Source organism: Proteus mirabilis ATCC 29906 (assembly GCF_000160755.1).
Classification (GTDB): domain Bacteria; phylum Pseudomonadota; class Gammaproteobacteria; order Enterobacterales; family Enterobacteriaceae; genus Proteus; species Proteus mirabilis.
The window spans coordinates 681,075-701,548 of the sequence record NZ_GG668576.1 but is presented as its reverse complement, the minus strand read 5'-3'; the positions used below and the strand labels follow the sequence as shown (position 1 = coordinate 701,548).

General features: G+C 39.2%; 17 protein-coding genes and 1 pseudogene. 8 read left to right on the top strand and 10 right to left on the bottom strand.

What is annotated here, in order from left to right; genetic code table 11:
• Positions 1 to 182 precede the first annotated feature (182 nt).
• The 5 genes from ppx to purM form a co-directional block, all read right to left on the bottom strand.
• Positions 183 to 1,718: an exopolyphosphatase gene (ppx, locus tag HMPREF0693_RS03275; RefSeq protein ID WP_004243438.1), complete on the bottom strand. Its 1,536-nt coding sequence runs from the start codon at positions 1,716 to 1,718 to the stop codon at positions 183 to 185.
• 3 nt (positions 1,719 to 1,721) lie between these two features.
• Positions 1,722 to 3,803, bottom strand: a complete 2,082-nt coding sequence (gene ppk1 / locus HMPREF0693_RS03270) for a polyphosphate kinase 1 (RefSeq protein WP_004243437.1) — start codon at positions 3,801 to 3,803, stop codon at positions 1,722 to 1,724.
• A 46-nt stretch (positions 3,804 to 3,849) separates the two neighbouring features.
• Positions 3,850 to 4,440: a spermidine N1-acetyltransferase gene (gene speG / locus HMPREF0693_RS03265; protein ID WP_004243436.1), complete on the bottom strand. Its 591-nt coding sequence runs from the start codon at positions 4,438 to 4,440 to the stop codon at positions 3,850 to 3,852.
• Positions 4,441 to 4,549: 109 nt separating this feature from the next.
• A complete protein-coding gene (purN, locus tag HMPREF0693_RS03260) occupies positions 4,550 to 5,179 on the bottom strand; it encodes a phosphoribosylglycinamide formyltransferase (protein WP_004243435.1) in 630 nt (209 codons plus the stop codon).
• A gap of 13 nt (positions 5,180 to 5,192) precedes the next feature.
• Positions 5,193 to 6,233 carry a phosphoribosylformylglycinamidine cyclo-ligase gene (gene purM, locus HMPREF0693_RS03255; protein WP_004243434.1) on the bottom strand — a complete coding sequence of 347 codons (1,041 nt, stop codon included), beginning with the start codon at positions 6,231 to 6,233 and terminating at the stop codon, positions 5,193 to 5,195.
• Positions 6,234 to 6,464: 231 nt separating this feature from the next.
• Here purM and upp point away from each other — a divergent pair.
• The 4 genes and pseudogenes from upp (at position 6,465) to hda (ending at position 10,873) form a co-directional block, all read left to right on the top strand.
• Positions 6,465 to 7,092 (top strand): annotated as a pseudogene (gene upp / locus HMPREF0693_RS03250) (uracil phosphoribosyltransferase).
• A gap of 108 nt (positions 7,093 to 7,200) precedes the next feature.
• The gene (uraA, locus tag HMPREF0693_RS03245) at positions 7,201 to 8,502 is read left to right on the top strand and encodes a uracil permease (protein ID WP_004243429.1); all 1,302 of its coding nucleotides are present in this window, start codon (positions 7,201 to 7,203) and stop codon (positions 8,500 to 8,502) included.
• A gap of 295 nt (positions 8,503 to 8,797) precedes the next feature.
• Positions 8,798 to 10,003, top strand: a complete 1,206-nt coding sequence (locus HMPREF0693_RS03240) for a mechanosensitive ion channel family protein (RefSeq protein ID WP_004243426.1) — start codon at positions 8,798 to 8,800, stop codon at positions 10,001 to 10,003.
• 162 nt (positions 10,004 to 10,165) lie between these two features.
• Complete coding sequence (gene hda / locus HMPREF0693_RS03235) at positions 10,166 to 10,873, top strand: DnaA inactivator Hda (RefSeq protein WP_036896130.1); 708 nt, start codon at positions 10,166 to 10,168, stop codon at positions 10,871 to 10,873.
• Positions 10,874 to 10,983: 110 nt separating this feature from the next.
• Here hda and HMPREF0693_RS03230 read toward each other — a convergent pair whose 3' ends face one another.
• From HMPREF0693_RS03230 to bepA, 3 genes are all read right to left on the bottom strand, one after another.
• On the bottom strand, positions 10,984 to 12,234 hold the full coding sequence (locus HMPREF0693_RS03230; protein ID WP_012368036.1) for an MFS transporter: 1,251 nt from the start codon (positions 12,232 to 12,234) through the stop codon (positions 10,984 to 10,986).
• An 846-nt stretch (positions 12,235 to 13,080) separates the two neighbouring features.
• Positions 13,081 to 13,437 carry an arsenate reductase (glutaredoxin) gene (gene arsC / locus HMPREF0693_RS03225; protein ID WP_004243423.1) on the bottom strand — a complete coding sequence of 119 codons (357 nt, stop codon included), beginning with the start codon at positions 13,435 to 13,437 and terminating at the stop codon, positions 13,081 to 13,083.
• Between the two features lie 8 nt (positions 13,438 to 13,445).
• Positions 13,446 to 14,918 carry a beta-barrel assembly-enhancing protease gene (bepA, locus tag HMPREF0693_RS03220; RefSeq protein ID WP_004243422.1) on the bottom strand — a complete coding sequence of 491 codons (1,473 nt, stop codon included), beginning with the start codon at positions 14,916 to 14,918 and terminating at the stop codon, positions 13,446 to 13,448.
• 154 nt (positions 14,919 to 15,072) lie between these two features.
• Here bepA and HMPREF0693_RS03215 point away from each other — a divergent pair, with 154 nt between their 5' ends.
• Entirely contained in the window at positions 15,073 to 16,161 is a 1,089-nt protein-coding gene (locus tag HMPREF0693_RS03215) for an AI-2E family transporter (RefSeq protein WP_004243419.1), read from the top strand.
• A gap of 100 nt (positions 16,162 to 16,261) precedes the next feature.
• On the opposite strand, the gene bcp is transcribed toward HMPREF0693_RS03215, so the two are convergent.
• Both bcp and HMPREF0693_RS03205 read right to left on the bottom strand, forming a co-directional pair.
• Positions 16,262 to 16,732, bottom strand: coding sequence for a thioredoxin-dependent thiol peroxidase (gene bcp, locus HMPREF0693_RS03210; protein ID WP_004243417.1), 471 nt, complete (start codon positions 16,730 to 16,732; stop codon positions 16,262 to 16,264).
• 19 nt (positions 16,733 to 16,751) lie between these two features.
• On the bottom strand, positions 16,752 to 17,309 hold the full coding sequence (locus tag HMPREF0693_RS03205; RefSeq protein ID WP_004248283.1) for a glycine cleavage system transcriptional repressor: 558 nt from the start codon (positions 17,307 to 17,309) through the stop codon (positions 16,752 to 16,754).
• 216 nt (positions 17,310 to 17,525) lie between these two features.
• Here HMPREF0693_RS03205 and dapA point away from each other — a divergent pair, with 216 nt between their 5' ends.
• The 3 genes from dapA to purC all read left to right on the top strand — a co-directional run bounded on the left by dapA (position 17,526) and on the right by purC (position 20,425).
• Positions 17,526 to 18,425 carry a 4-hydroxy-tetrahydrodipicolinate synthase gene (gene dapA / locus HMPREF0693_RS03200; RefSeq protein WP_004243415.1) on the top strand — a complete coding sequence of 300 codons (900 nt, stop codon included), beginning with the start codon at positions 17,526 to 17,528 and terminating at the stop codon, positions 18,423 to 18,425.
• Positions 18,426 to 18,441: 16 nt separating this feature from the next.
• Positions 18,442 to 19,488, top strand: coding sequence for an outer membrane protein assembly factor BamC (gene bamC / locus HMPREF0693_RS03195; RefSeq protein ID WP_004243414.1), 1,047 nt, complete (start codon positions 18,442 to 18,444; stop codon positions 19,486 to 19,488).
• Between the two features lie 223 nt (positions 19,489 to 19,711).
• Positions 19,712 to 20,425: a phosphoribosylaminoimidazolesuccinocarboxamide synthase gene (purC, locus tag HMPREF0693_RS03190; protein WP_004243413.1), complete on the top strand. Its 714-nt coding sequence runs from the start codon at positions 19,712 to 19,714 to the stop codon at positions 20,423 to 20,425.
• The last annotated feature ends 49 nt before the right edge of the window (positions 20,426 to 20,474 follow it).

Genomic DNA, 20,474 nt, shown 5'->3' with positions numbered 1-20,474 from the left:
CCATTTTAGGATGATTATCGGTCTTCTCCATATAAAAAAATAGCGATCTTGAAAATATTACATTGGGTATTTTCATATTATCGTCACAAATCAAACCTTACGTTGTTATGTGATAGTTGTTGTATGATAAATGCAACAAAAGACGCATTATACCGCGTCTTTTTCTGTATAATATCATATTGTTAAGCAGATTCCTCTTTTATATCCAGTTTCCAGCCCGGAACGGCCTGCCAATGCTCCTGTTCTTTTTCTAAATCCAATTCCATCAATGTGTTATCGGCAAGATAATTTTTAGGAAAATAGAGTGTCCAGTGATTATCATCGGTCACTAAACGTAAAGAAACCGGTTTAGTTGTTGATTGACGCTGATTATTAAGTAGTGTTGCTAACCTAAGTATTTGTACTAATGGATAATACTGTTTCTTTTTATATAGATTAAATTTAGGTAACTCATCAAACTTAATTGCTTTGCGATGATAACGAACTAATGTAGTTAATAATTGTTGTTGTTCTTGATTAAAACCGGGTAAATCTGTATTCGAAAGAATATAAGCAGAATGACGATGCAAACCACTTAAATTGATACTTAATCCCACTTCATGCAACATCACCGCCCATACTAAAATCGCTTCTAGATCAGGACGAACCAGTTTAGGATTTTGTTCCGCCCACTGAGCATACAGTGATTGCATTGTGGTGAGGACACGCTTAGCTTGTTCACGATCGATATTATAGTGTTCAGCAAGACTTTTGGCGGTACGCTGGCGAATATCTTGATGACGAAAACGGCCTTCCATTTCATACAATACACCTTCACGTAATGCACCATCAGATAAATGGAGTGCCTTTAAGCCTAAAGTGTCGAAAATACCGCATAAAATGGCTAAACCAGGTACAAAACTGTGTTTACGTTCATCGGATAACCCCGGTAGGGTGATATCTTTAAATTTTTTAAACCGTAGTACCTGTTTGGTCAACATTAATAGGCGTTCAGGGGTGATCACACCATCTTTTTCACCAAATTCAACCAAAATTTCATGTGCAGCTTTGATAGTACCCGATGCGCCTAATGCGACATCCCAGCCGGTCATTTTATATTGCCAAGCAATTTTTTCCATTTTACGAGCTGCTTTTTCGCGTGCTTTACGAAAAGCGGATTCGCTAATTTTTTGGTTCGGGAAAAATTGACGGCTAAAACTGACACACCCCATACGCTGGCTTTCGATCAAGATGGGTTCAAAATTCTCTCCGATCACTAATTCGGTAGAGCCTCCACCAATATCAATCACTAGCTTACGCCCTTTTTCAGATTGCGTATGCTCAACGCCCATAAAGATCAGGCGTGCTTCTTCGTGACCAGAAATAATTTCAATAGGATAGGGCATCACCTCTTTTGCGCGTTGCAAAAAGACTTTGGCATTGCTAGCAACCCGTAACGTATGTGTACCGACCACAGTGACATTTTCTGCTGGAAATCCCTGTAACCTTTCAGCAAAAAGGGAAAGTGCAGAAAGCCCCCGCAACATTGCTTCTTCACTGAGTTTATCATTATCATCAAGGCCATCGGCAAGATATACCCGTTGTTTTAAACGACTTAATACCTGTAAGGCACCATTGACAACACGGGCTATGATCATATGAAAACTATTAGAACCAAGGTCTATAGCCGCAATTTCTAAAGGACGTGGTGAAGAAGAGTCATCTTGTAATAAAGGCATTGATTACGCTCGTGATCCTGGTTGTTCTAATGATTTAAGGTATTCATATACAGCAAGTTGGGCGCGGATCTTACGTTTATTTCCTCGAGGAACATAGCTATTTGTTAGATCTTTATCTAAATATCGTGCTTTTACAGTATCATTAAACTGGATCTCAAGAATATCCAAAATACGCTGTTTTAGCTGAGGGTCGAGTAGTGGTACGGCAACTTCAATACGATAATCAAGGTTACGAGTCATCCAGTCTGCGGATGATAGGAAAATTTTCTCATCCCCTTTATTGGTAAAGACATAAACACGATCATGCTCTAAAAAGCGGTCAACAATACTGGTGACCTGAATATTTTCACTAAAATCGGGCTGATTAGGGACTAAAGAGCACATACCGCGTACTAATAGGCGGATTTTAACACCTGCTTGTGAGGCATCATAAAGACGATTAACTAACTCTTCATCGACTAAATTGTTAACTTTTAAGGTAATACCCGCAGGGTGCCCCGCTTGAGCATTGTGAATTTCATTTGTGATCAACTGGTTTAACAAAATACGTGAGTTTTGCGGTGATACCATTAAATGTTCAAAAGTCACCGGACGATAAGGGTTTTCAATAAAATTGAACACTCGACGTACTTCATTATTAATTTCTGTATTCGCGGTTAACAGAGAATAATCGGTATAAAGGCGTGCGGTTTTTTCATTAAAATTCCCAGTACCAATATGCGCATAGCGAATGATTTCGCCTTCTTCCAAACGAGAAATAATAAATAATTTCGCATGAATTTTTAAGCCAGGCGCTGAAAAGATAACGTGGACGCCAGCTTCGGTTAAGCGTTTAGCCCAATGTATATTCGCGGCTTCATCAAAGCGAGCTTGTAATTCAACGACCACAGTGACACGCTTACCATTGTGGGCGGCGTGGATCATCGAATCGATAATCCGAGAGTCTTTTGCTACGCGATAGATATTGATTTTTATTGAAATGACACTGGGATCAAAAGACGCTTGGCGTAATAATTCTAATACATGCTCAAAGGTATGATAAGGATAATAAAGTAACACATCACGTTCACGAATTGCATCAAAGCCATTACGGAAATTATCAAACCAAACATGCCGTAAACGAGGAATAGGTTTGTTTAATAGAAACTTACTACCCTCATTAGGAAAATTAATAAAGTCTTTAAAGTTGTGATAACGCCCACCAGCAATGACCGAGTCATTATTAGATAAACCTAATTTGCTACGCAGTAAAGCAACCATTTCATCGGGCATATCACGTTGATAGACAAAACGAACAGGCTCAGCGGTAAGGCGCTGTTTTAAGGTAGATGACATCATTTCTAATAAGCTGGATTCCATTTCAGTGGCTAAATCATATTCAGCATCACGTGTCATTTTCATGGAATAAGCATTTAAAGAATCATAGTCAAAGAAGCCTTTAAAAATCTCATCAAGACAATAGCGTAAGATATTATCCAGCAAAATCATTGACTTTTTCTTACCTCGGCCTTGTTCTGTAGGCAAAATAACAAAACGAGGGACTTTATCGGAGGGGATCTCTAACAAAGCGTAGTGAATAGTTTGCCCCTGAGCAATTTCAACGGCTAAATATGTGTAATCATCTTTTAAAAACTCAACCAAATTAGTTTCAGGGTTGATAAGGATCGGCGTGATATGTTTTCTTAAGTTTTGGCGAAAATATTGGCGTAACCAAATTTGTTGGTTAGGTGAGATTTGCCGTTCATTGATTAAAAAAATCTGATTACGCGCCATCTCTAAAAGCAAGTCGTTATACAGTGCGTCGAATTCTTGGTCGGCTTTGGCAACTTTAGATTGGATTTTTTTGATTAAATGACGAGCGTGACTAGAGCCAGAGCGTGAGCCACGCTCCTCATTAATTAAAATACGCCGTTTTACATCCGCAAAGCGAACTTTATAAAACTCATCAAGATTATTTGAATAGATCCCCAAAAACCTGACCCTTTCGATTAGCGGGTTACGTTTATCTGCCGCCTCTTGCAATACTCGCTCGTTAAACGCAAGCCAGCTGATCTCTTTATCAATATAGAGTCGTTCTTGGGACATCTGAACTCCAACATGGGTTAAAGTTAAATCTTATTATCTGAATCAATCAGACATATTGTTTTATCGTTGCACCCGGTTTAACAAAATTTTCCGGTCTTGCTGCTTTGGCTTTTTGTTCAAAATAAGGGGCTTGGAATGTACACATTCTAATCGCAGAACGGTAAGAGCCATTAACAAAAAACTCATCTATTAAATCACCTTCTTTCTTAAAGCCAAGCTTTTCATAAATATGAATCGCTTTAGCATTCTCTTTATCGACGATTAAATAGAGTTTGTATAAATTAAGTACAGAAAAAGCGTAGTCCATCGCTAACTTTGCCGCGCGGGCTGCATAACCATGGCCTTGATGAGCAGGGGCGATAATGATTTGAAACTCAGCACGACGATGAACATAATCAATTTCAACCAGCTCAACTAAACCGACTTTTGTGCCTTCACTTTCAGCAATAAAACGTCGTTCGCTTTGGTCGTGAATATGTTTTTCATATAGGTCGCTTAACTCAATAAAAGCTTCATAAGGCTCTTCAAACCAGTAGCGCATAACGCTAGCATTATTATCAAGTTTATGGACAAAAGGAAGGTCTTCTCTTTCGAGAGGACGTAATTTTATAGGTGGAACTTTCTTACCACCGGACATAAGCACCTCGGTGAAAATGCATTGAATAAAAAGAGAAAAGGGTGACACAATAAAAGTCACCGCGGGCTACAGTGTAGCACAAAGTGACTTTTTATCTTAAGTGAAACCGTTAATCAAGATTGTCAAACAGAACATTACCATCAAGTAGCGCCCGATTATCTATCATTTTTAATCTCTCTTCTGCTAACCAACTAATTGCGAGAGGATAAATGCGATACTCTTGTGTTTGTATTTTTGCTTGCAAACTTTGTTCGGTATCATCAGGAGAGACGGGAATACGCGCTTGAATGATCATCGGGCCACCGTCTAATTCTTCCGTGACAAAGTGTACGGTAGTACCATGAAAAGTATCTTTATTCTCAATAACTTGTTTATGTGTATGCAGACCGGGATATTTGGGAAGTAAAGAGGGATGAATATTTAATAGCTTATGCTGATAATGGTTGACAAATAACGGCGATAAAATACGCATAAAGCCAGCAAGAACCACAATATCAGGCTGATAGCCATCAATTTGAGTGATTAACGCTTTATCATAAGCTTCTCTATCAGGATAATCAGCCGGATCGATAAAGTAAGCAGGGATATCCGCTTGCCTTGCTCGTTCAAGCCCATAAGCTTGTGCTTTATTGCTGAAAACAGCCACAACTTGGCCAGCGATTTTATGCGCCCTACAGGCGTCAATAATCGCCTGTAGGTTGCTACCATTTCCTGAGATCAGGACCACAATATTTTTCATGGGGGTACTTTTACTAATTGATAATCACTTGTGCTTCACCCGCTGCTTGCGGGGCAATATCACCAATTAACCATGCCTTTTCACCACAGGCATTAAGATGTGATAGCGTTTTTTCAACATCAGCTTGGCTCACGGCGATTAATAAGCCGACACCACAGTTAAAGGTACGATACATTTCATGAGTGCTGACATTACCTGCCTGTTGTAGCCAGTTAAAGACCTCAGGCCACTGCCAACTTTGGCTATTAATACGAGCTTGCGTATTTTCAGGTAACACGCGCGGAATATTTTCCCAAAATCCACCGCCAGTAATATGTGCCACTGCGTGAATATCAACGTTTTCAATTAATGACAGGAGTGATTTTACATAAATACGGGTTGGCGCTAAGAGTTTATCAGCCAGTGATGTATCACCTAATGGGGTAGTTTCAGCACAGGCACCACTGACTTCAAGAATTTTTCTGATCAGTGAATAGCCATTAGAATGAGGGCCACTTGAAGCGAGAGCAATTAATGCATCACCCGCTTTAACTTTGCTACCATCGATAATCTGTGATTTTTCAACGACACCAACACAAAAACCGGCGATATCATAATCGTTACCATGATACATGCCGGGCATTTCCGCTGTTTCGCCACCCACTAAGGCACAGCCGGATTGCTTACAACCTTCAGCGATACCCGTTACAACCCGTGCGGCAGTATCGACATCTAACTTGCCTGTGGCATAGTAGTCAAGAAAGAAGAGAGGCTCAGCACCTTGAACGATTAAATCGTTAACACACATTGCGACTAAATCGATACCAATATCATCGTGGCGATTTAAGTCCATCGCAAGGCGAAGTTTAGTACCGACACCGTCAGTGCCTGACACTAAAATAGGTTCGCGGTATTTAGTGGGAATAGCGCATAATGCACCAAAACCACCTAAACCCCCCATAACTTCAGGACGGCGAGTTTCTTTTACTACACTTTTAATACGATCGACTAAAGCATTACCTGCATCAATATCGACACCGGCATCTTTATAGCTGAGAGAGGATTTGTTAGTCACGTCTAGCCCTCACGGCAAGTTGCTGTTAAGAAAAAATGTGTGCGGTGGCTATTCTAACAGGCAAAGCAAACGTTTGCGAGGATCTTCTTTTTAGATCACAATTATTCATGTTAGTGTGGTTAAAAGCTGTGCGATTGATCAATATCAATAGAAAAACGATGGAAAGTCACTAAAAAAGCGGTATAATCTCGCGATTTTTTTGTCTGGCTGCGTCGTACATTAGGAGAAATTATGAAGATCGTTGAGGTAAAACACCCACTCATTCAACATAAATTGGGGCTGATGCGAGATCATGATATAAGCACTAAACGCTTTCGTGAATTAGCTTCAGAAGTTTCCAGTCTACTGACGTATGAAGCTACCGCCGATTTAGAAACAGAGACGGTAACAATTGAAGGTTGGTGTGGCCCGGTTGAGATAGAACAGATTAAAGGAAAAAAAATTAACTGTTGTACCTATCCTCCGTGCCGGTCTTGGGATGATGGATGGAGTATTAGAAAATATTCCTAGCGCCCGGATCAGTGTAGTTGGTGTTTACCGCGATGAAGAAACCTTAAAGCCCGTCCCTTACTTCCAGAAACTAGCCTCTCATATTGAAGAACGTATGGCACTTGTTGTTGACCCAATGTTAGCAACTGGTGGCTCTATGATTGCCACAATTGATTTATTAAAAAATTCAGGCTGTACTTCAATTAAAGTTTTAGTGTTAGTGGCTGCGCCTGAGGGGATCAAAGCATTAGAAGAAGCTCATCCTGATGTTGAGTTATATACTGCATCGATTGATAAGCATCTTAATGAGCATGGGTACATTGTCCCAGGCCTTGGTGATGCGGGTGATAAGATATTTGGTACAAAATAATGATTAAGCCGACTTTGATAGTCGGCTTTTTTTTGGATCACTTATTGGTTTGTTTTATCGCTGAAATTTAAATTCCATTTATATCTATTTTAAAGAGAGGTCGTAAGCATGACTCGTCGTGCAATCGGGGTAGAAGAGCGCCCACCATTATTACAAACAATCCCATTGAGTTTTCAACATCTGTTTGCCATGTTTGGTGCTACTGTACTTGTGCCGATTTTGTTTAAGGTTAATCCGGCCACCATATTATTGTTTAACGGTATCGGTACTCTGCTTTATCTCTTTATCTGTAAAGGTCGTATTCCTGCTTATTTAGGTTCAAGTTTCGCCTTTATCTCTCCGGTGTTATTGCTACTTCCTTTAGGCTATGAATTAGCATTGGGCGGGTTTATTGTCTGTGGGGTGCTATTTTGCCTTGTTGCTGGCATTGTGAAAATCGCCGGACGCGGATGGATTAATGTGATGTTTCCTCCTGCGGCAATGGGCGCAATCGTTGCCGTAATAGGTCTTGAGTTGGCCGGAACCGCCGCTAATATGGCTGGATTATTACCTAGCGCAGATAATCCCGTTGATAGTCAAACATTGATAATCTCTATGGTGACACTGGGTGTGACTATTTTAGGCTCAGTGATGTTTAGGGGATTTTTGGCTATTATTCCTATTCTTATTGGCGTGTTAGCCGGTTACGCACTCTCTTTCTTTATGGGCGTTGTTGATGTGACACCGATTAAAGAAGCCAATTGGTTTGCTCTGCCTACTTTTTATTCGCCGCGTTTTGAGTGGAGTGCTATTTTTATTATCTTGCCGGCGGCATTAGTGGTTATTGCCGAACACGTAGGGCACCTTGTGGTAACCGCGAATATTGTTCAACGTGATCTCATGAAAAACCCAGGCTTACATCGCTCTATGTTTGCAAATGGTTTTTCAACCATTATCTCCGGATTTTTTGGCTCTACACCTAACACGACTTACGGTGAAAATATCGGTGTTATGGCTATTACTAAAGTGTATAGCACTTGGGTCATTGGTGGTGCAGCAATTATCGCCATCTTACTTTCTTGTGTTGGTAAATTGGCAGCCGCGATTGCAGCGGTTCCCGTACCGGTAATGGGCGGTGTCTCTTTATTACTGTATGGTGTAATAGGGGCGTCCGGTATTCGCGTATTATTAGATTCGAAAGTTGATTATAACAAACCACAAAACTTGATATTAACAGCGATCATTTTAATTGTCGGTGTAAGTGGTGCATCAATTCAAATTGGCGCAGCTGAACTAAAAGGCATGGCCTTAGCAACGATAGTCGGTATTGTTTTAAGTTTAGTATTTAAGTTGGTGAGTATTATTCGCCCAGAAACTGAGTTAGTGGATGATACTCTGGAGTCAATTAACGAACATACAAACACCAAGTAATCATTGATGAGCTTTTTTCGCTAATATTTCGTCATTGAACTAAAAAGCAGTCATAGACTGCTTTTTTTATTGGTTATTTTTTATTCTTATAAGATAAACAAGAACTCTTTTGTTATAAAAAGCGTTTAAAACTTAGAAAAAGAAAATAAACTTAATAATAATATTTATTTAACGCAAATAAATGAGACAATGAGATTGTTAGTGGTTTAGTGATAGCGATACTTTTTAGCTATTATTGAGCTAAAAGTTGTTTTAAGGTTGTAACAAAGCTTTTAAAAGGGTGACGACGCTAGTTATGGAAAAACTTGTTGATATATACGACTTTATCGTATCTAAGCAGATTTTCACCACGCTGTTTTTAGTGATCACGTTGCTGGTGGTGTGGTTTCTGGCAAAGATGATCTTTCGTCGTATAGCCAAGCGTCTATTGTTTTTATTCACCGAACTCTCAGATGAAGAGACGATAGAAGATATTGCGAAAAAAAGTGCCTCTATTGTTGCAGTCACTCTGGTTCTCTATATAAACCAGTTATTGCCTTCGTTTTCAGCACAGATGAATATTATCTTTGAAACGGTTTGTCGTGCTTTTATCGTCATCAATATTGCTTCTCTTCTTAATAACGCGTTAGATATTTTCAATATCAGGCATGCTAAAAAATCGTGGCACCGTAACAATTCGATTAAAGGTTATATTGAAATTGCTAAGATAGTGGTGTGGATCATCGCCTTTATTCTTATTATCGCGCTATTTACTGAACAATCCCCACTGATTATTATTTCCAGCTTTGGTGCGATCGCTGCGGTATTGATGTTTGTTTTCCAACATACCCTTATCTCATTCGTCGCTAATATTCTGATCTCAAATGGTAAAGTGTTAAAACTATATGATTGGATTGAATTACCCAGCAGTAATATTAGTGGTGAAGTGATTGATATCGCACTGCACACAATTACAGTACGTAATTGGGATAACACGATTTCTCGTATACCCACAAAGGACTTTTTAACCGAAAAATACACTAACTGGCAACCGATGTTCTCTTCAGGAGGCCGTCGTATCAAGCGTAGTTTCTATATTGATCAATCCTCTATTTCATTTGCTACAGAACAGTTAGTGCAGGAGCTAAAAAATACTGCGCCACTTAAAAAAAGCATTGAAGCGATGTTAGAAGGTAAAGAAGAAGAGATAGGCGATATTAATACTTGGTTAGAAACCAACGGGGTGACCAATCTACAACTTTTTAGAAAGTATATGTTAAATTGGATCAAAATGCGTGGTGATGTGAGGCCGGATATGTATTTGGTGATAAGAACAATGCCCCCCACACCAATGGGATTACCCGTTGAATTATATTGTTTCACTCGTGCTACCACATGGGTGGAATATGAAGAGACGCAATCAGAAATTTTTGAGTATATAAATGCTTGTGCTAAGTATTTTAAATTAGATATTTACCAGCAACCCTCAGGTCACGATCTCTCTAAGATAACGTTTAAATAGTGAAATAGCATCGCTAAACTGATCTTATATTGATGTCAAAATAAACAGTTTCGCTATTTATTGCTGTCATCTTAAGCAGCTCGTCTTGCTTTTTTAATATTGATTCTGTCATTGATAGAATTTGTGTTAGAATCACGACGTTTATTAAACTATTCAGGTGAGGTGCTTCTGAATACGCCATCACAGCTATCATTACCACTATCTCTGCCCGATGATGAGACATTCGATAGCTTTTACGCAGGGGAAAATGCATCACTCGTTGCAGCGATCCAAACTGCTATTCACCAATCACATGGCAGTTATATCTATTTCTGGTCTCGTGATGGGGGCGGAAAAAGCCACTTGTTGCATGCAGCTTGTGCAGAGCTTTCTTTAGCCGGAGATGCAGTTGGTTATGTTCCTCTTGATAAACGGGCTTATTTCGTACCAGATGTGCTTGAAGGTATGGAGCATCTTTCATTAGTTTGTATCGATAACGTTCAATGTATTGCGGGTGATGAAGAGTGGGAACTTGCTCTGTTTAATCTGTATAATCGCGTATTAGAACTTGGTCGCACCTGTCTATTAATCACAGGGGATAGACCTCCCCGTCAAATTGATTTACAACTTCCTGATCTCGCTTCTCGCCTAGATTGGGGGCAAATTTATCGCTTACAACCGCTAAGCGATGAAGAAAAAATTCAAGCACTACAATTAAGAGCGAAACTGCGTGGATTTGAATTACCCGAAGATGTGGGTCGTTTTGTATTAAAGCGCTTAGATAGAAAAATGCGCACATTATTTGAAATGCTAGATGAACTCGATCATGCCTCTATTGTGGCTCAACGTAAGCTGACCATTCCTTTCGTAAAAGATATTCTTAAGCTTTAATCGCAAGCTATTTAAAACAACGCATTATGCAAATAGACAACCAGTAATAAAAAACCGCTTATCTCGAAAGATAAGCGGTGAGTGCAACAAATAAAGAATGGGGGAAATAATTAATGTGCTTCTACAACTTTTGTTTTCTTCTGCGGAACCACTAAGTAAATCAGATAAAGTGCGGTGATAGCTACAGTGTAACCCGTAAAGATCAACCAGAATGACTGCCAATCAATAACACCATCTGTGGTATACAAATCAATAACCCAGCCACTTAGCATCGCACCTAAATAAGTACCAAAACCATTCACTAAGGTCATAAACATACCTTGTGCGGTAGAGCGATATTGTAATGGGATCTCTTTTTCTAGGAATAGCGAGCCGGAGATATTAAAGAAATCGAAGGCACAACCATAGACAATCATGGATAACAACAGAACGATTTGGCCTAATGATGAATAGTCACCGTAAGCGAAGAAACCAAAACGTAAGATCCATGCAATCATACTAAATAATACGATAGTTTCTATTCTCACTCGTTTTAATAACAGGGGTAAAAATAGAATAAAGACCACTTCAGAAATTTGAGAAATGGATAAGAAAACAGAAGGATAATGAGCCAAGAAAGAGTCATCAGCATTAGGTGCTTTGGCCATATCTTGTAAGAATGGAACCCCAAATGTATTGGTAATTTGCAATACTGAACCTAACAATGTGGCAAAGAAAAGGAAAATAACCACATTTTTCTTTTTAAACACTTGTAAGGTATTCGATAAGCTAAAAGCGGCCACTTCTTCTTTTGCTTCTGTTTTATCTGTCGCTTTTGTCGCCGGTAAAAACATCGCAAATACCGCTAAGATAATAGAGGCTATTGCAGCAACAAACAGTTGATCGTAGCTATTACCGAAACCTAAGAAGCTAATAACCCACATTGCAGCAATAAAACCCACGGTGCCATAAACACGGATTTTGGGGAAATAGTCATTTGGCTCTAGGTGTTTTTGCTCTAGTAACTCAAAAATAATACTGTTTGCCATAGAAATGCTTGGCATAAAGAACAATAAATGCAGAAGTGTCGCAAAGAAGAGGGTAGTCACTGTGGTCATTTGGGACATCAGCACTAAAGCAAACGCGGATAAAATATGCAGGGTAATAAAGACCAGCTTACGGTTATTTATCTTGTCCGCAATAAATCCCATGATCACCGGTGCGATCAGTGATGCTAATCCTAAAGCACTAAAAATTAGCCCAACGTCAGTACCTTTAAAATGTAATTTATCAAATAGATATGAAGCAAACGTAACAAGCCAAGAGCCCCAAATAAAAAATTGGAGGAATGAAACAAGTTTGAGTCTATGTACGATGTTCATTAAATTTCCTATTAGCCTGGCAATCATCTAGTATTTTGATGATTGATTAGTTTTAGTCGCCCATATGTTGGCTATATTTTCAGTTAGTTTGCCGATATCTATACACTTTAAAAAAAATATAACGCACTATCTCTAGTGAGATAGCGAGTAGGCATGTGTAAAAGAAGTGGCGAATTAACGTATTTTGCTATGTTGCAGTATTGTTTAAATTGTATCTCTAATATTAATTTCTGAATTGGATGATAACGAAAATAAAAATGGTTCGAAGTGTATCGCAAATCAAATCTGCCATCATATTTTCTGAAGACCATAATAAGTAGGAATTCACTCGTGTAAAGAGACTTTTGTCACAATACAAATGAAACGTTTCATAAATTTTTTCTGTTGGCTGTTATTTGTAACAGGATAATGTGATCGTGATAGATATTTTTGATCTTGGTAAAATATTCACTATAAAAAAAATGAAATTAAGATGAAATATTTTGAAAGCAAGCAATAAACTACCTTATTCTACTAATGGAAATAACTATCGTGTTTCCTTAGTGCTTGTAACATAAAATTAACATTAGTGACCTTTAGAATATACAGATGGCGGTAACACCGTTGTGATGTGGTAATAAAGCAGTAGAGAATTGTGTTATTGATATGAAGAGGAGTGAAGTAAGTTAATAGGTATAACGTGTTGGTTTTCTGTCATTTTGAGCGCACTGCAGATAATGAGTTATTAGGGCGCACCACCGATCTTTGAAAACAGCCGTAAGGTTTCTCGTCTCAATGCTCTGAAATCACTCAGATTACGTTTTAGTGATGCGCCATACCGTCAATGTCGGCAATTGCCAATTTAGCCTACTTAAAAAGGGCGGTAACTTGCTCAGGTGGACGACCTAAACGCGCTTTATTGCCAACGACCACAATAGGACGTTCAATTAATTTAGGGTGATTATGCATGGCCTGAATTAATGCTTCTTGTGAGCTCTCATCAGCAAGCTTTAGGGTTTTATAAATTTCTTCTTTGGTGCGCATTAATTTTCTTGCATCGTCAAAATCTAGCGCTTTGAGTAATGCTTTTAACTCATCGACAGAAGGCGGCGTATCTAAATAATGAATAACGTCAGGGGTGATATGCATCTCTTCTAATAAATGTAAGGTTTCACGGCTTTTAGAACAGCGCGGATTATGATAAATCGTTACTTTGTTGGTCATATTATCCCTTATTTAAATTGACTGTCTTTATGTTGAAGTTTACGCAATTGATCAATACGTGCATCAAAACGAGCTTGCTCATTACTGCCTAATTTTACTTGACGACTCGCATCACCAAGATAACGAATGGCAGTTTCAAAATCTCCTCGTAATGCCAAATCTTCAGCGTAAGCTGCAAGCTCTTGGGCTCGATTACCTTGTTTTGCCGCATTTTCCGCCACCAACTGCCAACCAATAGGATCGTCAGGATTGTCAAAGGTATAGCGATATAATAATCGATTAGCTTCGTTATATTGCTTATTTTGCATATAAGCATTAGCTAAATTAACCGTCAGTACTTTGTTGTTAGGTGATTGCTTAAGCGCTTGTTGTAAACGTGTTATCGCTTCTGCAGCACGGTTTTGCTCTACGTCAATATCGGTAATGGCATCAATAAGCCAGATATTATTTGGCTCTTTTGCCAGCATAGGGGCGAGTATTTTTCTCGCGTCATTAAATTTACGATCACGAGAATAGAGTAAGGCTTGTGCATAATTGGCGGCTGATTTTTCTAATTCCGTTCCTTGCCTAAACTGATCCAGCGTGGTTTGCAAGGCGTTACTTGATGTGGGGTTTTTCTCTAGCATGGTCAATACCCGCATTTTAGCATAGAGAAAATTAGCCGATTGTGGCACTTTGCGCGGAGCATATTGCGCTGCACGGCTACGTGCATCAGATAAACGGCTGTCAGGTAAGGGGTGCGTTAATAGCATTTCAGGCGGCTTAGAACTATAGCGCACTTGGTCTGCTAAGATCTGCATAAAATTAGGCATACCTTGTGGATCAAATCCTGCACGATAAAGAGTTTGTATTCCTATCCGATCAGCTTCTTGTTCGTTCATTTGCGTGAAGGTGATCATGTTTTGTTGCATCCCAGCCATACTTCCCGTAAAGGTGGCTAAACCGGCATTGGGGTTAGCCATAAATATTAAAATAGAGCCTAATATTCCAGCCATAGCCAGTGGCGTGGTTTTAGACTGATCTTCTAACATTCTTGCAAGATGACGCTGGGTAACGTGAGAAATTTCGTGGGCGATAACAGAAGCTAATTCACTTTCATTGCGACTGTATCTAAATAGTGCTGAGTGCAATACGATATTGCCACCAAAATAAGCAAAGGCATTAATATTGGGGTTATTCACTAAATAAAAGTGAAAGGGGGTTTTTACCGAACTGGCATTAGAGACTAATCTTTGACCTAAATTATTGATGTAATTAGAAAGTAGAGGGTCAAAAACTAATGGTGCACTATTTCTTAATTGGCGAGTATAGTAATCACCCATAGCGATTTCTTGATTGATACTCAATGTTGAGCCTGCTGTCGTTCCCATATCGGGCAGGGTATCTTCAATATCAATCGCAGCGTGAGCAGGCAACACTGATGTTGATAGCAAAGTAGAAACAAGAAGCGCGACCAGTGGTTTTTTAAGTCTGAGTTTCATACAACAACATCCTGATAGCTATCTTAACGAAAAATTTATAATTAATGATGTATCATAGCAAAAGCTAACGTAAAATCCGTCAAAAGATTATTGATTATGTAAATCAATACATATAGATATATTTGACTTATTATTATAAAGGACCTCTATTTTCATGCTGGACTTGCTTGTTCAATGGTATAAACGTCGATTTGCTGATCCCCAAGTTATCGCGCTGGTGGTGATCCTAATTGCCGGTTTTTCAATTATCTACTTTTTCAGTGGCATACTTGCACCATTATTAGTCGCCATTGTATTAGCTTATTTGCTGGAATGGCCAACACACTTACTTGAGAAGCTAGGATGTGCACGAATTTGGGCCGTATCAATCGTTCTGACACTATTTATAGGTATTAGTGCCATTGTTATTTTGATTTTAGCGCCAACGGTATGGCAACAAGCCATGACGCTAATTTCAGATATCCCTAATATGATCAATAAATTCAATGCATTTGCTCGAGAATTACCTGAGCGATTCCCCGCATTAATGGATGTTGGCATCGTGGATATGATGGCGGAAAACTTGCGCAGTAAATTTTCAACGGTGGCAGAGTCAGTGTTAAAAGTCTCTTTAGCCTCTTTAATCGGCGTTATCACGCTCTCTATTTATCTGATCCTTGTGCCATTAATGACGTTCTTTTTATTAAAAGATAAGCAACAAATGCTCAATGCTGTCCGTCGGGTATTACCCAAAAATAGAATTCTTGCAGCACAAGTGTGGATTGAGGTTAATCAGCAAATCACCAACTATATTCGTGGTAAGGTTACCGAAATGGTGATTGTTGGTGTATTTACCTATTTTGTCTTTGCTTTTTTTGATTTGCGTTATTCAGTCTTATTAGCGGTTTTAGTTGGCGTTTCGGTTTTAGTGCCTTATGTGGGGGCGGTACTCGCGACTATTCCAGTCATTGTAATTGCGCTTTCTCAATGGGGATTAGGCTCTGATTTTTGGGCGCTATTTATCGCTTACTTAGTGGTTCAAGGTTTAGATAGCAACTTATTAGTACCGATATTGTTCTCTGAAGCTGTCAATATGCACCCCTTAGTCATTATCTTATCTGTGATTATATTTGGTGGTATGTGGGGTTTTTGGGGGGTGTTTTTCGCCATTCCTTTAGCGACGTTAATCAAAGCAGTATTACATGCGCTGCCTGATGAAATTGCCAATGAGCCGCCTTTAGAAACATTAGAAAAGAAAAAGTAATATAGACGCGATTTATCATCAATTTATTGATAATAAAAAACAGACAGCGATAGTTAATGGCTGTCTGTTTTATTTATCAGCACTAAGCTGTGATCATAAACTATGGGTGTGCAGCTAAATAATCGATAACCACTTGGTGGTGATTGCTGGTTTTAAAATTATCAAACACATGTTCAATCACACCGTTTTTGTCAATTAGGAACGTCGTACGATGAATGCCATCGTAAGTTTTCCCCATAAATTGTTTTTCACCCCAAATGCCAAATTGCTCTGCAACTTTATGATCTTCATCAGAAAGTAAGGTGAAGTTTAACATCTCTTTTTCGGCAAAACGGGAAAGTTTTTCTGACTTATCAGTACTAATTCCCAATACCTCGACGTTGGCTTTTTTTAGTGTATCCATCTCATCACGTAAGCCACAAGCTTGCGTTGTACAGCCTGGTGTCATCGCTTTTGGATAAAAATAAACGAGCACACGTTGGCCAGCAAAATCAGACAGATTAATAATTTCTCCATCTTGATCAGGCAGACTGAATTGAGGTGCCTTATCACCGGCTTTTAATGGGTTCATTACCTAATTCTCCATTCTTTTATTGTTTCATCATCAGACTATTTACGATACTTATTGTGCCTTGAGCGTTTAACTCTGTACATAATTGATTGAATTTCTCATGAATAACGAGACCATGATCATCTAACGGATTATGGGCCGTGATCTGAATTTCTAAACGTGCAGGAGTACCATCCTCAGAAGGATGAGTTTTAGAAACTAATTCTGCAAGATTAAAGTGATGTTGACTAAATAAATTGGTAAAACGTTCGACAATGCCGGGGGCATCTTCTATATCTACTTTTGCAGTAATGGTTGATGGGTAAGAGACTGGCGCACCCATTTTGGTTCTTTTCATCACAGTCAATAAATCAAGTTCTGCACTTTTTATCGGCAGTAATGCTTCAAGTTGGGCAATCGCATTCCAACCACCAGAAAGTAGCATGATAAACGTAAATTCTTGACCGAACATCGCAAGCCGGCTGTCTTCGATATTACATCCGCATTGGCTAACTAATTGCGTAATGGTATCAACGATACCAGGACGGTCAGTCCCTAATGCAGTGAGTACGAGAAAATGTTTATCAGGTATAGGCAAAATAGGCTTCCTTTTGACTTTCAGTTTATTCCTAACAGGTAAACACAAAATTTGATTTCTGCCAAGATCAGAAGCGCACTATCTTTCATTATTATCTCTCTTTAATTCAAATCAAAGAATATTAGCAAATTTCATTAGAAACCTAGAGTTAAGTAGTTTTCAATAGAGCAATGAATGAGTACCATTGTGTATAAGTCTATCTCGGAGCAATGAATTATGGTAAGTAACAATTTTGATTTTACAGGCAGTATGGTGGCATTAGTCACCCCTATGGATGCGAAAGGCAATGTTGACCGAGTTAGTTTACGCAAGTTGGTCGATTATCATGTTAAAGCAGGTACAGATGCTATTGTCTCTGTGGGAACAACGGGAGAATCGGCAACATTAAGCCATGATGAGCATGTTGATGTCGTATTAATGACTCTGGATATGGCTGATGGTCGTATTCCTGTGATTGCAGGCACGGGGGCTAATGCAACTTCTGAAGCTATTTGGTTTACACAACAGTTTGAAAATAAAGGTATTGCAGGGTGCTTAACGGTTACTCCATACTATAATAAACCTTCCCAAGAAGGGCTTTACCAACATTTTAAAGCGATTTCTGAAAGCACGGCTTTACCCCAAATCTTGTATAATGTACCCGGCCGTACAGGATGTGATTTATTGCCAGTAACAGTTGCACGTTTAGCTCAGTTGGATAATATTGTGGCAATTAAAGAGGCGACAGGGAACTTAAGTCGTGTTAGTCAAATCCAACAGTTAGTTAATGATGATAGTTTTATCTTATTAAGTGGAGATGACGCATCCTCATTAGACTTTATGCAACTTGGCGGTCATGGTGTTATTTCGGTTACTGCTAACGTTGCTGCGTTAGAAATGGTAGAATTATGTCGATTGGCAAAAGCGGGTGAGTTTGCAAAAGCACGTGAACTTAATCGACGCCTGATGGACTTACATCATCAGTTATTTGTTGAACCTAACCCAATCCCAGCTAAATGGGCGTGTCAACGTATTGGATTGATTGAAGACGCCACATTGCGCTTACCGATGACTCCATTAACATCAGCGGGTCAGGATATCGTAGAGAAAGCGCTGTTAACAGCGGGAATACTGTAAAACTTAGGGAATTTTAATGGCAACACTATTGCATAAATCAAAGATTATGAAAGTCGCGGGTCTGTCGCTGGTGGTTTTATTGGCAGCCTGTTCCAGTGATCAGCGCTATAAACGTCAAGTCAGTGGTGACGAGTCGTATTTAGAGTCAGCAGCGCTAAAAAATTTAGTTGTCCCAGCGGGTATGGTGTTGCCTTTGCAAAATGGGGAATATGATATTCCTACGCCTAAAAAGAGTGAGCCTGTGGGTTTAGCATTAGATATTCGCCCACCAACACAGGCTTTAAACTTATTAAGTGGCTCACGTAGTGAGAATAATGCGGATAATAGCCGACTGTTATTACCCAACACGCCCGAAAATACCACCTTATACGAGCAAGTTTCTGCTGTTTTAGCGGATAAAGGTGTGGCACTGGCTAAAAGTGATGCAGGACAAAAACAGATTGTCACTGATTGGATCACTTGGACTCGTGCTGATGAAAATGTGCCTTTCCAAAGTCGCCATAATTTAGCGATAAGCCAGTCAGGTAATGTTGTGATATTAACGATTACGAATACTGGGTTACGCCAAGGTGAAAACGAGATTTCCGATCCAATGGAAGTGAAGCGTTATAACACCTTACTATTAAATGAAGTGGTTGACGGTTTAAACCGCATGCGTAACTTAAGTGAAAATAGCGCAACGAGTAATTTGCAAGGTATTATCGACGTACAAACGGGAAGTGATAATGCCGGACTGCCTGTCATTATTGTTCGAGCACCATTTGATGTTGTATGGGATAGATTACCTATCGCGCTAGAAAGCGTGGGAATGAAAATGGGCGATCGTACTCGTTCGAAAGGTTCAATTGAAGTGACTTATAAAGGCTTAAGTAGTGCAAGTTGGAGCACGTTAGGGGTTGATAAACCAACAATTAATGAAGGCGATTACAAACTACAAGTCGGTGACTTAAATAACCGCAGTAGTTTGCAATTTATCAGTGATAAAGGTAAACCTCTTACACAGTCTGAAAATGATCAGATGGTTGCTGCAATGAAAGCGGCCTTTAGTAAGCCAATAAAATAAAAGCTCTTTTTATCTATTAAATATCAGGCCGTACAGGAAATGTACGGCCTTTTTATCACTCAATTCACTTATTTCTCTTATTGATTAGAGCCGCTAAAAAATAGTCGACAGTGATATTTTTTAGTGATCCCCACCACGTTTTAAAAGCTTTTTTATCCAATCTAGAGTAGAGTATGGAAAGCAAGTTTCTTGTTAAACCTATCACATCTTTGGAGTGTGTCAGATGCAAAAAAAAGCTGAGTTGTATCGTGGTAAAGCGAAAACAGTTTATACCACTGAGTCTTCTGATTATCTTATTCTTGAATTCAGAAACGATACATCAGCGTTAGATGGCCAACGTATTGAACAGTTTGATCGTAAAGGAATGGTGAACAATAAGTTCAATTATTTCATTATGAACAAATTGGAAGAAGCGGGTATCCCAACGCAGATGGAACGTTTGCTCTCTGATAATGAAGTGCTAGTAAAAAAACTCGATATGGTGCCTGTTGAATGTGTTATTCGTAACCGAGCGGCTGGATCACTGGTTAAACGTTTAGGTATTGAAGAAGGTACTGTCTTAAACCCACCTATTTTTGATCTTTTCTTAAAAGACGATGCCCGTCATGATCCGATGGTTAATGAATCTTACTGTGAAACTTTTGGTTGGGTATCAAAAGAAAACCTCGCAGAAATGAAACGTCTTAGTTATAAAGCAAACGATGTCCTCAGTGAACTGTTTGATAAAGCCGGTCTGATCCTCGTTGACTTTAAATTAGAGTTTGGCCTCTTTAACGGTAAAGTTGTACTGGGGGATGAATTCTCACCAGATGGTAGCCGTTTATGGGATAAAAACACCTTAGATAAAATGGATAAAGATCGCTTCCGTCAAAGTTTAGGTGGATTAATTGAAGCCTATGAAGAAGTTGCACGTCGAATTGGTGTTTCTTTAGACTAACTGCGCAATCGATTACGTCAGCAATATTATCCATAAAAGAAAAAGGTCA